A 13,539-nucleotide genomic window follows, 5' to 3' on the forward strand; every position below is an offset into this window, starting at 1 on the left:
TCCCCCGCCGCAGCTATTTCTGCAAAACAGGAGGACGATCACATGCGTTTTTTGCCTGGGGGTATGACTAAAACGCACTCGCCTGCTGAGGCGCTTTACTGCCACATTGTTAACGTACTTGAAACATAAAAAATACAAATACCCTACAAAACCACCTCACAGGAGGAGGCATCATGTCCCACCTGACACAACAGTACACCCGTATGGATGACGTGCCGTTAAACCGTTTCCATATCAAAATCGCCGGCCTGACCTTCGGCGCACACTTTACCGACGGCTACGTGCTCGGCGTCATCGGCTTCGCGCTGGCCCAAATCAAACCTCAAATGGGGTTAACGCCCTTCTGGGAAGGGATGCTCGGCAGTTCGGCGCTGATCGGCCTGTTTCTCGGCAGCCTGGTGTTGGGCTGGATCTCCGATTACGTTGGCCGCCAGAAGATCTTCTGCTTCAGCTTCGTGGTGATCACCCTCGCTTCGGCGCTGCAGTTTTTCGCCACCACGCCAGAACAGTTGTTCTTCTTGCGGGTAATGGTCGGCATCGGCCTCGGCGGCGACTTCTCCGTCGGCCACACTATGCTGGCCGAGTTTTCCCCCCGAAAACATCGCGGCGTCCTGCTCGGCTCATTCAGCGTGATCTGGACCTTTGGCTACGTGGCCGCAGGCTTTGCCGGGCACTTCCTGACGGCGCAAGGGCCGGACGCCTGGCGCTGGCTGCTCTCTTCTTCCGCCCTGCCCGCGCTGATTATTCTGCTGATGCGCATCGGCACGCCGGAATCCCCGCGCTGGCTGATGGGCAAAGGGCGACGAGAAGAAGCGATGGCGATTGTCCATAAACACTTCGGCCCTAACGTGCTGCTGGTGGATGAAGCCCCCGTCGCCTCAAAACAGCGCTTTATGTCGCTGTTCGGGCCGAAATACCGCCGCCGCACCGCCTTCAACAGTCTGTTTTTTGTCTGCCTGGTGATCCCGTATTTCGCCATATACACCTTCCTGCCGTCGATTCTGCAGGTGATGGGGCTGAACAATAACTTCACCACCGACCTGCTGCTGAACGCCCTGCTGATCGTCGGCGCGCTGCTCGGGATCCTGCTGACGGTAGTCTGCTCGCGCCGTGGCTTCCTGATCGGCTCGTTCGTCTTCCTCGCCGCCTGCCTGGTGATGCTCAGCATCATTCCGGTCAGCCAGTCCGGCTGGTTAATTCTGTTCTTTGCCGCCTTCACGCTGGTGATGTCGGCGGTCAGCAATCTGGTGGGCGTCTTCCCGGCTGAAAGTTTCCCGACGGAAGTGCGCTCGATGGGCGTCGGCTTTGCCACCTCCATGAGCCGCCTCGGCTCCGCCATCGGCACCGGCTTACTGCCGCTGGCCATTCTGAATTACGGCATGCAGGCCACCACCGGCATGCTGGCGCTGATCCTCGTCATCGGTGCCGTTGTCTCTCTCGCCTGGGCGCCTGAAACCAAAGGGTTAACCCTGGTCGATGCCGCTCACGATCCGGCCCAGCGCCACGGCAATGCCGCCGCTGAACCGGCTAAATAACGCTCACGTTTAACAGGAGAAGTCTCGTGGAAATGTATATCGGAGAAGGGTTTGAAGGTAACGGCGTTAACGCCTCGCACATCAACATCATGATTGGCCCACGCAGCGGCGTGGTTGGCCAGGCGTTTTCCAGCAGCCTCGCTTCGCCAAGCCAGGGTCATTGCCCGTTTATGGTGGTGATCAAACCTAACGTTCCGGCCAAACCGATGACGCTGTACGTCAACAAAGCGGAAATCAGCGGCGAGCTGCACGGCAATGCCACCTGGGGAGCCTCTCAGGCCGCCATCGCCAAAGCGGTCACCGAAGCACTTCTGGACGGCACGCTGCCGCCGGAAGCGGAAGACAACTGGTGCATCGTCACCGCCAACTGGGTCAATCCCGGCTGCAACGATATCGACGAGGTGTACCACAACAACTACCGTGCCTGCCGCCAGGCCATCCGCGCGGCCATGGGCAAACTGCCGCAGCGCAGCCAGATTGCCGACGCCCTGCCGCAGCTCGGTAACCCTTTCTACACCCCAAAAGCCTGAGGAGGCGAAATGGAATACGTCAATCTGGGCCACAGCGGCCTGAAAGTCTCTCGCCTGTGCCTCGGCACCATGAACATGGGCAGCAAACAGTGGAAACCTTGGATTTTTGACGAGTCGCAAAGCGAGCCGCTGATCCGTCACGCGCTGGAATCCGGCATTAACTTTATCGACCTCGCGGACTTCTACTCCAGCGGCGCGGGGGAGGAAGTGGTCGGCAACGTGTTAAAACGCATTGCCCGCCGCGATGACCTGGTCCTCACCACCAAAGTGGGCTACCCCATCGGCACCGGCTTTAACAACCAGGGCCATTCACGCAAACACATCATGGAAAGCATCGACGGCAGCCTGAAGCGCCTCGGCACCGACTACGTCGATATCTACATGCTGCACTACTTCGACGTGAATACGCCTGTCGAAGAGACCTGGGCGGCGATGAACGACATCGTGCGCAGTGGCAAAGCGCGCTACGTCGGCGTTTCCACCATGTACACCTGGCAACTGGCGAAAATCCTTTGGTGCTGCGAGCGCTATGGCTACGCGAAACCCATCAATATGCAGCTGCAGCTGAACTGCGCCTACCGCGAAGAAGAGCGGGAAATGATCCCTTTCTGCCGCGACCAGGGGCTTGGCGTGTCAGTCTTTAGCCCGCTCGCCCGCGGCCTGCTGAGCTGTGACTTTACCTCCGTGCGCAACCAGACCGACTTCTTCACCCAGGAGATGTACGCGGACATCACTTCCCGAAACGTTGCGCAGTCCGTCAGCCATGTAGCTCAGCTGCGCGGCCTGCCTCCGGCACAAATTGCTCAGGCGTGGGTCCTGAACCATCCGGGAGTGGACTGCATGCTGGTTGGCGCAGATTCTGTACAGCAAATTGACAGCGCAGTTGCCGCACTCGGCACACCGCTGGATGAAGATGAGCGTTACGAACTGGAGCGTAACTACACGCCGTGCGACGTCATCAACGACTACACCGCAGGCAAACGTATTGCGCGTGAGAGCCGCGCCGCTCGCGGCCTGTTTATAGACAACGTAACCACAAGGAACATCGCATGAGCAGCTTTGACGCACTGGTTCGTACCGGCTGGTACTGCAACGGTGAATGGCGGGACGCCAACGAGCTCTATGCCGTATTAAACCCGGCAACCGATGAAATAGTGGCTCAGGTAGCCAACGCCGGAGCAAAAGAAACCGAGGCAGCCATCGCTGCCGCACACGCCGCCCTGCCCGCCTGGCGAGCATTAACCGCCAAAGCCCGCTCGCAGATCCTCCAGCGCTGGTTCGCGCTGATCATGGAGCATCAGGCCGAACTGGCGGAACTGATGGTCACCGAACAGGGCAAAGTACTGGCAGAAGCCAAAGGCGAAGTGGCCTACGCCGCCAGCTTTATAGAATGGTTTGCCGAGGAAGCCAAACGTGCCAACGGCAAAACCATTCCTTCTACAAAAGCGGGTAACCAAATCCTCACCTTCAAGGAGCCCGTTGGCGTGGTCGCGGCTATTACCCCATGGAACTTCCCGCTGGCGATGCTAACCCGCAAACTCGGCCCTGCACTGGCTGCGGGCTGCACCGCCGTGATTAAACCGGCAAACGAAACACCGCTTTCGGCCTTCGCGCTTATCGTGCTCGCCGAACAGGCAGGCGTCCCGGCTGGCGTAATTAACGCCGTCACCGGTGATACCGTGGCAATCGGCAGCACGCTGATGGCAAGCCCGACGGTGCGTAAAATCTCCTTCACCGGCTCGACGCCAACCGGCAAGCTGCTGATGCGCCAGGCGGCGGATACCGTGAAAAAACTGTCGCTGGAGCTGGGCGGTAACGCACCGTTTATCGTCTTTGACGATGCGGACATTGACGCCGCCGTAGAGGGTGCGATGGCGGCCAAATTCCGCAACAGCGGGCAAACCTGCGTGTGCGTTAACCGTTTCTACATCCAGGCGGGCGTGTATGAGCAGTTTGTTGAGAAACTCGCTGCCGCCGCGCGGGCGCTGAAAGTTGCCCCTGGCCTGACACCGGGTGCACAGCAGGGGCCGCTGATTCACCAGAAAGCGGTTGAGAAAGTGGAAGCCCACGTGAAGGACGCCCTTGAGCACGGCGCGCGCCTGCTGTGCGGCGGCGAGCGTCACGCCCTCGGCGCATCGTTCTACCAGCCTACCGTGCTGGCCGACGCTACCGAAGCCATGCTGCTGGCCCGCGAAGAAACCTTTGGCCCGCTGGCGGCCTGCTTCCGCTTCAGCGATGAACTGGAGGCGATTGAACGCGCTAATGGCACGCCGTTTGGCCTTGCCGCCTATCTTTATACCCGCGATCTCGCCCGCGCCTTCCGGGTGACACAGCAACTGGAAAGCGGCATGGTCGGCGTTAATGAAGGGATTATCTCCACGGAAGTCGCGCCTTTCGGCGGCGTGAAGGAGTCCGGCCTCGGCCGCGAAGGCTCCGACTGTGGACTAGAAGAGTACCTGGAAACCAAGTATGTGAATCTGGGTGGACTGCTGTAACTGTTGCCTTAGCGATGCGGCCCTCTCCACGAGGAGAGGGCGCAGAGTATTATCTCCGTAAATGTTTCCAACCGATAAGCGTAATGCCCACGGCACATACGATCAGCGTCATATCCAGCCGTTGTCCCCAGCCGGCAACGAAAAGCCCGGCGCCAATCAGCACGTAATAGACCAGGCCGAAAAGTGCGCCTGCCGTCCCCCGGCAATCTGAGTAGGCGCGGAGCGCAGTGCCAAGCACCACCGGAATTGCCATCGAAAAGGCCAGCATCACCATAAACATCGGTGCCAGGAACCACGGGCTGGCCGACAGCAGGCCAACGCCCAGGCCCCCGATCAGGCCGCAGATACAGGCGAGGCGTAAGAGCGTGGCTGAACTCGCGCCGCGCTGGATGAGTTGATGGTTAAGCTGCGCGCCAGCCAAAGAGCCAAGCGCCAGCAGGACACCGCTCAATCCAAATGTACCGGGCTCCATGCCAAACCGCTCAAACATAAACGGCGCCAGGCCGTAATAGCTGAACAGGCTCACGTTAAACAGCGCGACCAGCGCTGTAGCACGCCAGATCTGCATATCTTTCAGCATTCGCACCGCGACGCTGGCGATGGACTGACTCTGATGCTGCGCAGAGCGAGTTTCTTCCAGCCGCCAGGCGCTCCAGATAAAGAGCAGCAGGGCAAGCGCCACAAGAGCATCAAACACTCCCCGGAAACCGCCCCAGGAAACAAGCATCCCGCCCGCCCACAGGCCTATCGCCGGGCTTACCGCCAGAGCAATGCCCATAAAAGCGAAGATCTTTGCCAGCGTCTGCCCGCTAAAGCGGTCCCGGAGTATCGTCTGGGTGACAACCGACCCGGACGCCGCACCAAAGGCCGCGATAACGCGTGCCGCGAGCAGCAGTCTGAAATCGTGCGCCAGCAGCGCAAGGATCGACCCTACTGCGTAGCATGCCAGGCCCAGCAACAGGGCTGGCTTACGGCCGGCCAGATCGCATACCCGTCCCCAGACCAGAACGCCGAGGGCAAAGCCCGGGAAATAAATGGACAGCGTCCAGGCTGCATCCTGCGCGCTGACCGCGAAATACCCGGCAATATCGGTCAGTGCCGGGCTATAAAAGGTTTCCACAATCTGCGGAAACATCAGTAGCGCCGTTAAGAGCGCCATACCGCGATGTGTTTTCACAATACGTCCTCCTCAAAAAGAGGCGCTATTGTAGGAAAACGTCAGATGAATCATTATAAACATTATGACATTTAATATCGGAAATCAGACATTATGAGCTGGCTAAGTGCGGATGCAGAATTTAACCCTGACGCGCTGCATAACGGCGTGATTGGCGTGCAGGCTGAACTTGGGGATCATGATTCCGGGCTACATCGACACCGGATGGGGCAGTTGCTGTTTACCCGGGAAGGCTGCGTGAAGCTCACGCTGGATGAAGGCCAGGTACTCTCTTTGCTGCCGCCGGGTAAAGTCGCCTGGCTCCCCGGCGGCGTCAGCCATCGGGCAGAAATGAAAAGTAGCGTGGCCTACCGCTCAATCTGGTTTGATATGAAACGTTACCCCACGCTGCCCGCCACCGCGCTGGTGCTCAACGTGACGCCGTTGCTCAACGAACTGCTGGAGAGGATTTCGGCCAGCGCCTGGGAAACGGACTGGGAACAAGGCGCCCCGATGCACATGGCCGCCCTGTGCGTAGCGGAACTGAATGCCGCACAAGAAGTCCCGATGACGCTGCGCTTCCCTCAGGATAAGCGGCTGCGCCACCTGACGGGCGACACGCTGCCGCCGCCGCTTAACGAACTGGCCAGCGTAACCGGCGCAAGCGAGCGCACCATTGGCCGTATTTTCCTCCGGGAAACCGGCCTCTCCTACCAGCCATGGCGGCAGCAGTGGCGTTTAATGAAGGCGGTGGAAATGCTGGCCAGCCACGCGCGGGTTACCGTTGTTGCCTCGGAGCTGGGTTTTTCCAGCGACAGCGCCTTTATCTACTTTTACCGCAGCATGACCGGCCAGACGCCGGGCATGCTGACGGCGAAACAGACTTAACGTCGGCTGATGGCCAGCTTCGCGGCAAAGAGCAGGAACACACAGCCGGTGACGCGATCCATCCACTTCACAACGCCAGGCTTTCTTAGCACGCCGGAAGCGTAGCGCGTGGCAAGAATCAGCGTCAGAGACCACAGCGTGCCAAGCACCGCATGAATAGAAACCAGCAGGAAAGTCCAGAGGATCGGCGAATGGCCGGAGGGGATAAACTGCGGCAGGAAAGAGACGTAGAACACGCCCATTTTCGGATTAAGCACGTTGCCTAACATGCCGCGCAAAAACCAGTTGCTGGCTCGGGTTGAGTCAGCGGAGGCAAGGCTAAAACTCTGGCGAGGACGCAAAAGCAGCTGAATACCCAGCCAGCATAAATACGCGGCACCGCACCACTTGAGCAAGGTATAGGCAAATTCAGAAACTGCCAACAGAGCGCCAAGTCCAAAGGCAACCAGCGCCCCCCACACAAAACAGCCTACGTCGATGCCAAGCGCGGCATGAAAAGCTTTTTTGCCCCCTTCGGCGGCGGCAGTTCTCAGGATAAGGGCGGTATCGAGACCAGGGGTAAGCGTGAGCAGCGTGGCAGCTAGCGTGAAAGCAAGAAGCGCATCGGTGACGGACATTTTTCTAACTCCGAAAACGATAAATCTACTGAAATTCAGCTCAGCCGACAATGCCCTGATGCCGTTATTTTTCGCCGTAAACTGTCCCGTTCATTGCCGCGATAACGCCCGCGGTTCCCCTGTCGATCAGGTCAAGAAACACGGCGGCGGCGGCGGCGTTGCTCAGCGTCTGGCTAAAAGTTCGATGAGCCTGAATCAGCGCCGCGCTCCACGTGGCCAGCACCAGGCCCGCCGCCAGTTGAGTGTGTGGGTCGCTTTTTTCAAGGCCGGCCCCGGCGGCCAGCTCATGCGCCAGCGCCTGGGCAAATTCATCCCGAATCTCTCTGGCTCTCGCTTTCAGTGCCGGGCTGTGCTCAATCGTCGAGACAAACCCCTGCCCCGCCACGGAGAAAGCCACCACCGGGCTATTCTGCTCCACCAGATGGTGAGCAAAGCGACGCAGCGCTTCCAGCGGCCCCGTGTTTTTATCCCGCTGACTCAGCGCACGGCGCAGCATCCGCAACCCCTCTTCTTCGCGGTCGAAGAACATCTCCTCTTTGCGCGGGAAGTGGTTGAACACCGTCATTCTCCCCACCTCTGCCGCCGTGGCGATTTCGTCAATCGTCACCTGTTCAAAGCCTTTTTCCAGAAACAGCCGGGTGGCGACATTAGAAATTTTCTGGCGGGTGGCGAGTCGGTTCAGGGTTCGGCGATCGACGGACATTGACAGGATCCTGCGGAATGGATAATTATGTACTGAGTATATATTGGTACTTAGTACAGGTAAACATGAACAAAGCGCTGGTTGTCATTTTCTCCACCATTTGCCTGGATGCCGTCGGCATCGGCCTGATCTTTCCGATTCTGCCGCGCCTGCTGGAAGAGGTAACGCACACCTCGGATATCGCCCACTGGATCGGCATCATGACCGCGCTGTATGCCCTGATGCAGTTTGTTTTCGCCCCGCTGCTGGGGGCGCTGAGCGACAACTATGGTCGCCGCCCCGTGCTGCTCGTATCCCTTATCGGGGCCGCCGTGAATTATTTGATCATGGCCTTCGCCCCGCACCTGTGGATGCTGCTGCTGGGCCGCGCTATCGCCGGGTTGACCAGCGCGAACGTCTCGGTGGCGATGGCTTACATCACCGACGTCACTCCGGCGGATAAACGCGCCCGTCGCTTCGGGCTGTTTAACGCCATGTTTGGGGCCGGGTTTATCATCGGCCCGGTGCTTGGCGGCCTGTTGGGCGATGCCTGGGTGCGGCTGCCGTTTATTGCGGCTGCCGTGCTAAACACCGTTAACCTGCTGATGGCGCTGTTTATGCTGCCGGAATCCCGCGAACCCGCCCGCCAACGGTTCAGCTTTGCCGTACTCAATCCCCTGCAGCCTCTGCGCCGCATTTTCACCCTGAAAGGGCTAATCCCTATTGCGATGGTCTTTTTCATTCTGAGCGCAACCGGCGAAGTGTACGGCACCTGCTGGGCGCTTTGGGGGACCGATACTTTCGGCTGGAACGGGCTGTGGATTGGGCTTTCTCTCGGCGCTTATGGCATCTGCCAGACGCTGACGCAGGCGCTGCTTCCCGGCCCGATAACCCGCTGGCTGGGGGAGCGCGGCGCGGTGCTGTTTGGCATTTGTAGCTCGTGTATTGCGCTGACGATGCTGGCCTTTGTGCAAGCAGGCTGGCAGGTGTTTGTGATTATGCCGCTGTTCGGGCTGGGCGGCGTTGGCGCCCCGGCCCTGCAGGCGCTAGCCACCCGGAGGGTAGATGAAGCCAGCCAGGGCCAGTTGCAGGGAATTCTGGCCTCGGCGGTCAGCCTCGCGTCTATCATTGCCCCGCTGGGCTTCTCAAGCTTCTACTTTGTGGTGCAGGATTCGTGGCCAGGCGCTATCTGGCTGTCGGTGATTGTGGTGTACGCCGTTGCCGTGCCGCTGGTGTTGTTCAGCACCCGCGGCAAAAGTGAAATACAGCCAATAAGCCCATAAAGCAGCCAGAGAGCGATGGCGGAAAAATCACATCGTAACATGCAGGCCTATTTTAACTTCTCCAGCGGAAAGGGCCTGTCCTGTACCACGGTTTTCATCACCAGCGTCGAACGGAGATGCTGCACACCGGGCATGGCCGATAGTTTTCTGTCATACAGCGCCTGGAACGAAGGCAGGTCCCGGGTTACGACCTGCATCAGATAGTCCGGGTCGCCAAACAGTCTCTGCGCCAGCACAATTTGCGGGATATCTTCCACAGCTTCTTCAAACGCGCTGACGGCCTTTCTGTCCCCTTCTTTGAGCGTCGCAAAGACCAGAGCCACAAAATTAAAGCCCATCTTGCCCGGGTCAAGGTTAGCCCGATAGCCCGTAATGACCCCCTCTTGCTCCAGCGCTCTGAGCCGACGATGGCACGGCGAGAGGCTGAGGTTAACCCGCTCGGCCAGGTCGGTAATGGACAGACGCCCATCGGCCTGGAGTTCAGCAAGAATTTTTCTGTCTACGCTATCCATTTGGAATATTCTCTCTTTTAACAAGAGTTTTGAGCATAACATTGAAAGCCCATTGCCGGGGATTAACCGTATTCTTTCTTTCCCGTTATCCAAGAGAGAAATACCATCATGGCGATGAGCCTTGCCGCAGGATTCTGGCTGGTTTCGTTCCTGCTAATCATCACCCCAGGGGCTGACTGGGCTTACACTATCAGCGCCGGAATCAATGGCCGCAGAATTATTCCTGCCGTGGCCGGACTGATGTCGGGCCATGCTATCGCGACAATCATTGTTGTTGCCGGCGTGGGGGTTCTGCTCGCCGGACATCCACTCGCTTTATCCGTCCTCACGCTGCTGGGTGCGCTCTATTTGCTCTGGCTTGGCCTCACTATTTTGCGCAGCCCTCCCGGGCTGAACGCCGCCGCTCAGAACAACGGCAACTGGCAACAGTGGGCCATCAAAGGGATGTGTATCAGCGGCCTGAATCCGAAAGTGTTTCTGCTTTTTCTGGCCCTTTTACCGCAGTTTACCGATCCCCAGGGGAAGTGGTCAGTGGCGCAGCAGATGTCCGCTCTGGGTGCGATGCACCTGGTGACCTGTACCCTGATTTATCTCTTGATTGGTTACGGTTCAAGAGCCCTCTTAAGCACCCGCCCTCAGGCCGCTCGCAGGGTGAGTATGCTTTCGGGTGTCCTCATGGTAATCATTGCGCTGCTGCTGATTTACGAGCAGTTGAAATAGCGAAAAAAGGAGGCAGGATACCTGCCTCTGAGGAACTACGCCTGATGTAGGGTGAAGACACGAATACTGTTGAGCAACAAGCCGGATTGTTCCTTCAGGGAACCGCTGGCCGCGGAGGACTGCTCAACCAGGGAGGCGTTTTGCTGAGTGGTGGTATCGATCTGCCCCATCGCAGCATTAATTTGCGCGATGCCGTCGCTTTGCTCATGACTCGCACGGGCAATTTCATCCACCAGCTGCCGCACGCGGGCAACGTTTTCAACGATTTCCTGCATGCCCTCATCCGCTTCCGTGACCAGCTTACGGCCATCGGTGATTTTGTTCACGGACGCGCTAATGATGTCACGAATCTCTTTCGCGGAGGCCGAACTTCTCTGCGCCAGCGTTCTCACTTCCCCGGCTACCACGGCAAAACCGCGCCCCTGTTCACCGGCTCTGGCAGCCTCAACGGCGGCATTTAATGCCAGGATATTTGTCTGGAAAGCAATTCCTTCAATGGCCGCAATGATATCGGTCATCCGGCCTGCATCAGCATGGATTTCGCCCATGGCATCGGCCACCACGTGCATACGTTCGCTGTTGGCCTTGACCATTTCTCCGGACTCATTAAACAGCGCATTCACCCGATGGGCATGACTGGCGGTGCTCTTGATCGTCGACGTTAGCTGCTCTAAGGTCGCGGCAGTTTGTTCGACGCTAGCCGCCTGTTCCTCTGTTCGTGAGGCGAGATCCTGGTTCCCGGCATCAATTTCATCCGCTGCCAGGGCAATACTTTCCGCCCCGCTGCTGACGTTCCTAACCGTACTCCCAAGCGAAGTAATCATTTCCTGCAATGAATGCATGAGCTGCCCCAGCTCGTCCTTCGCATGCACATGCACTTTGGCGGTGAGATCGCCCTGCGCCACTCTGCCGGCAACGTTAACGGCCTGCAGCAGCGGATGCGTAATACTGCGGGTTATGTACCAGGCCGTTGCCGCTCCCAGCGCCACACCCAGCGCCACTAGCAGCAACATGAGCAGCTCATTATTACGGGAGTTTTTCTGAATGCTGGCATGCGTGTTATCGATAAGCTGTTTTTGGAAATCCAGCAGAGCCTGCAGCCCCTGCCGATATTCTTCGCTTATCGGAATAAAACGTTCCGAGATATAGCTATCCATGCCCTCATGTTCGCTCCGCTCAGCCCGGGCCAACCCTTCGGAACAAACTTGCAAATATTTTTCACGCAGGGGGACAAGATTCGCCAGCAGGTGTTTGCCGGTTTCCAACGCAATCAAAGATGTGAGCTGGGACTGGACTCGGGTGGTGACCGCCGAATTCTGCGCAATGCTGGCGAGCAGATTCTTACGCAGCATCGCATTTTCAGTTCCCATTGCCGCGATAGCGTTCCCGCTGCTCTTGTCGACCTGCGCCAGCCATTCCTCGACCAGCCTTTCCTTCAGCAAATGCTGGTTAATCATCTCATCGACGGCGTGAACATTGTTCCGGCTGAACAGGCTGGCGCCGATCCCCATCAGAATCATTAAAAACAACAGCAGAAAAAAACCGCCGCTCAGCCTGACGCCTACACGCAAATTACTTAGTTTCATTCTCGTTCCTTAGAAAACCACATCCCGGTGTGCCCCCGGCGCCTGGCGCGAGGGAATGGCGTGTTTTGTAACCACGTTGTTAACCGATATCGGAGGTCACGGTTATTTCTGCAGGCAAAAACCAGGGGGGAACGGTCGATAAAGCAGCATTTTGGCCCGAAGCAATGCTTTAATGTGATCTGCATCACAATGAAGAAGTCATTGAAAAATAAAAGGCCCCGGCATATTCATGCGTCGGAGCCTTTTATTATTTGCTCTAAAGTTAAAGATTAAAACGCCTGCCAGTGTTCCTCTTCTCTTTTTAACGCCCGGCGCGGTGCCAGCTGGGGCGATAATATTACGCTTGCCTCATCGCTTGCCCCCAAATGCAGGCTGCTGGTTCTTTTTTCCAGCTCGAACACTTGTTTATTCAGCACTTCTGAAGATCCGGCCAGCTCTTCCACCACCGCTACGTTCCCCTGGGTGACTTTCTCCAGTTCGGAGAGCGCCGTGGTAATTTGCTGAATACCTTTTTCCTGTTCGTTGGTGGAGATAAAAATATGCCCCATCAGCGCGTCGATATTTTCTGAACCAGAAACAATATCCTTCATATTTTTTTCCGCTTCGGAGACCAGGCTTGCGCCCTGCAGAACGTTTTGGTTGGTGATATCAATTAACGACTTAATGTTCTTGGCCGATTCCGAGCTTTTATGCGCCAGATTTCTGACTTCACCGGCCACCACCGCAAAGCCTTTGCCGTGTTCCCCGGCGCGGGCGGCTTCCACCGCAGCGTTCAGCGCCAGGATATTGGTCTGGAAGGCAATGCTGTCGATGATGGTAATGATTTCCGTCATCTTGTTGGCGCAGTCGGTGATTGAGGTCATGTTGCTGGTCAGCTTCTGCATCAGGTCACTGCCGTGGTTGGCCGAACGGTGCGCGCCGCTGGTGATATCGCTCAGCTCACGGGTGCTGTCGGCATTGTTTTTTGTCCCGGCGGAAATCTGTTCCATGCTCGATGCCGTCTGAATCAGCATCGCCGACTGCTGCTCGGTTTTCACCGACAGCGTGGCGCTCTGGTGCGCCAGGCTTTCAGAAAGCGCTTTGGCCGACTGGGACGACTTGCGAATATCCATTACCAGGGTAGTAATTTCGGCGGAAAGCGTATTTATGCCCGGAATCAATCGTCCGGCACAATTATTACCAAACTCAGGGATATGCACCGATAAATTCCCCGAATTAATTTCGTCAATGCTCCGCTTAACGTTATTAATGGGCCGTACAAGATATATCGTCATATACGTCCACAGGGAGAAGAGTAAGACAACCCAGGCAATATTAAGCATGGCTAAAACAAGCACGCTAGCTGATAAAGCAAATGCTAAGAAATCTATAACTAAAAAGGATATTGCCAAAAAATAGACAATAACGCTTCGAACGCTGGCATTCTTAAGCATAGGTAATCCTGTGCGAGACTTGGGCGGGTATATTATTTATTACCTGGATTTATGGAAAAGCCATCCCATAAAATAAATCAGAATTTAACGCCGACATAAGTC

At 57.2% G+C, this 13,539-nt stretch carries 13 protein-coding genes; 7 read left to right on the forward strand and 6 right to left on the reverse strand.

Features of this window, described 5'->3' with window-relative positions:
• Positions 1–173 precede the first annotated feature (173 nt).
• Genes AAIE02_RS19740 through AAIE02_RS19755 form a run of 4 tightly spaced genes read left to right on the forward strand, consistent with a single transcriptional unit; the run spans position 174 to position 4,560 of the window.
• A complete protein-coding gene (locus AAIE02_RS19740; protein WP_498533098.1) occupies positions 174–1,535 on the forward strand; it encodes an MFS transporter in 1,362 nt (453 codons plus the stop codon).
• A gap of 26 nt (positions 1,536–1,561) precedes the next feature.
• A complete protein-coding gene (fae, locus tag AAIE02_RS19745) occupies positions 1,562–2,065 on the forward strand; it encodes a formaldehyde-activating enzyme (RefSeq protein ID WP_008458495.1) in 504 nt (167 codons plus the stop codon).
• Positions 2,066–2,074: 9 nt separating this feature from the next.
• Positions 2,075–3,118, forward strand: coding sequence for an aldo/keto reductase (locus AAIE02_RS19750; RefSeq protein WP_039287402.1), 1,044 nt, complete (start codon positions 2,075–2,077; stop codon positions 3,116–3,118).
• Complete coding sequence (locus tag AAIE02_RS19755) at positions 3,115–4,560, forward strand: NAD-dependent succinate-semialdehyde dehydrogenase (protein ID WP_336709266.1); 1,446 nt, start codon at positions 3,115–3,117, stop codon at positions 4,558–4,560. Before AAIE02_RS19750 ends, AAIE02_RS19755 begins: the two co-directional genes overlap by 4 nt.
• Positions 4,561–4,609: 49 nt before the next feature.
• On the opposite strand, the gene AAIE02_RS19760 is transcribed toward AAIE02_RS19755, so the two are convergent.
• Positions 4,610–5,737 (reverse strand): multidrug effflux MFS transporter, encoded by a 1,128-nt coding sequence (locus AAIE02_RS19760; RefSeq protein ID WP_498533099.1) that lies wholly within the window; start codon positions 5,735–5,737, stop codon positions 4,610–4,612.
• A 93-nt stretch (positions 5,738–5,830) separates the two neighbouring features.
• Between AAIE02_RS19760 and AAIE02_RS19765 the strand changes: the two genes are divergently transcribed.
• Positions 5,831–6,604: an AraC family transcriptional regulator gene (locus tag AAIE02_RS19765; RefSeq protein WP_336709264.1), complete on the forward strand. Its 774-nt coding sequence runs from the start codon at positions 5,831–5,833 to the stop codon at positions 6,602–6,604.
• Here AAIE02_RS19765 and AAIE02_RS19770 read toward each other — a convergent pair.
• Positions 6,601–7,221 (reverse strand): LysE family translocator, encoded by a 621-nt coding sequence (locus AAIE02_RS19770; RefSeq protein ID WP_008458500.1) that lies wholly within the window; start codon positions 7,219–7,221, stop codon positions 6,601–6,603. The genes AAIE02_RS19765 and AAIE02_RS19770 overlap by 4 nt on opposite strands.
• A gap of 64 nt (positions 7,222–7,285) precedes the next feature.
• A complete protein-coding gene (locus AAIE02_RS19775) occupies positions 7,286–7,924 on the reverse strand; it encodes a TetR/AcrR family transcriptional regulator (RefSeq protein ID WP_498533100.1) in 639 nt (212 codons plus the stop codon).
• A 65-nt stretch (positions 7,925–7,989) separates the two neighbouring features.
• On the opposite strand from AAIE02_RS19775, the gene AAIE02_RS19780 reads away from it, so the two are divergent.
• Entirely contained in the window at positions 7,990–9,186 is a 1,197-nt protein-coding gene (locus AAIE02_RS19780) for a TCR/Tet family MFS transporter (RefSeq protein ID WP_498533101.1), read from the forward strand.
• A gap of 47 nt (positions 9,187–9,233) precedes the next feature.
• On the opposite strand, the gene AAIE02_RS19785 is transcribed toward AAIE02_RS19780, so the two are convergent.
• Entirely contained in the window at positions 9,234–9,698 is a 465-nt protein-coding gene (locus AAIE02_RS19785) for an Lrp/AsnC family transcriptional regulator (RefSeq protein ID WP_008458505.1), read from the reverse strand.
• A gap of 108 nt (positions 9,699–9,806) precedes the next feature.
• Between AAIE02_RS19785 and AAIE02_RS19790 the strand changes: the two genes are divergently transcribed.
• A complete protein-coding gene (locus tag AAIE02_RS19790) occupies positions 9,807–10,418 on the forward strand; it encodes a LysE family translocator (protein WP_008458507.1) in 612 nt (203 codons plus the stop codon).
• Positions 10,419–10,453: 35 nt separating this feature from the next.
• Here the strand turns inward: AAIE02_RS19790 and AAIE02_RS19795 are convergent, their stop codons facing one another.
• Together AAIE02_RS19795 and AAIE02_RS19800 are read right to left on the reverse strand one after the other, a co-directional pair.
• The gene (locus tag AAIE02_RS19795) at positions 10,454–12,004 is read right to left on the reverse strand and encodes a methyl-accepting chemotaxis protein (RefSeq protein WP_498533102.1); all 1,551 of its coding nucleotides are present in this window, start codon (positions 12,002–12,004) and stop codon (positions 10,454–10,456) included.
• Between the two features lie 269 nt (positions 12,005–12,273).
• The gene (locus AAIE02_RS19800) at positions 12,274–13,437 is read right to left on the reverse strand and encodes a methyl-accepting chemotaxis protein (protein ID WP_336709257.1); all 1,164 of its coding nucleotides are present in this window, start codon (positions 13,435–13,437) and stop codon (positions 12,274–12,276) included.
• Positions 13,438–13,539: the final 102 nt, after the last annotated feature.

This window comes from Cedecea sp. Ae19-4, assembly GCF_059801165.1.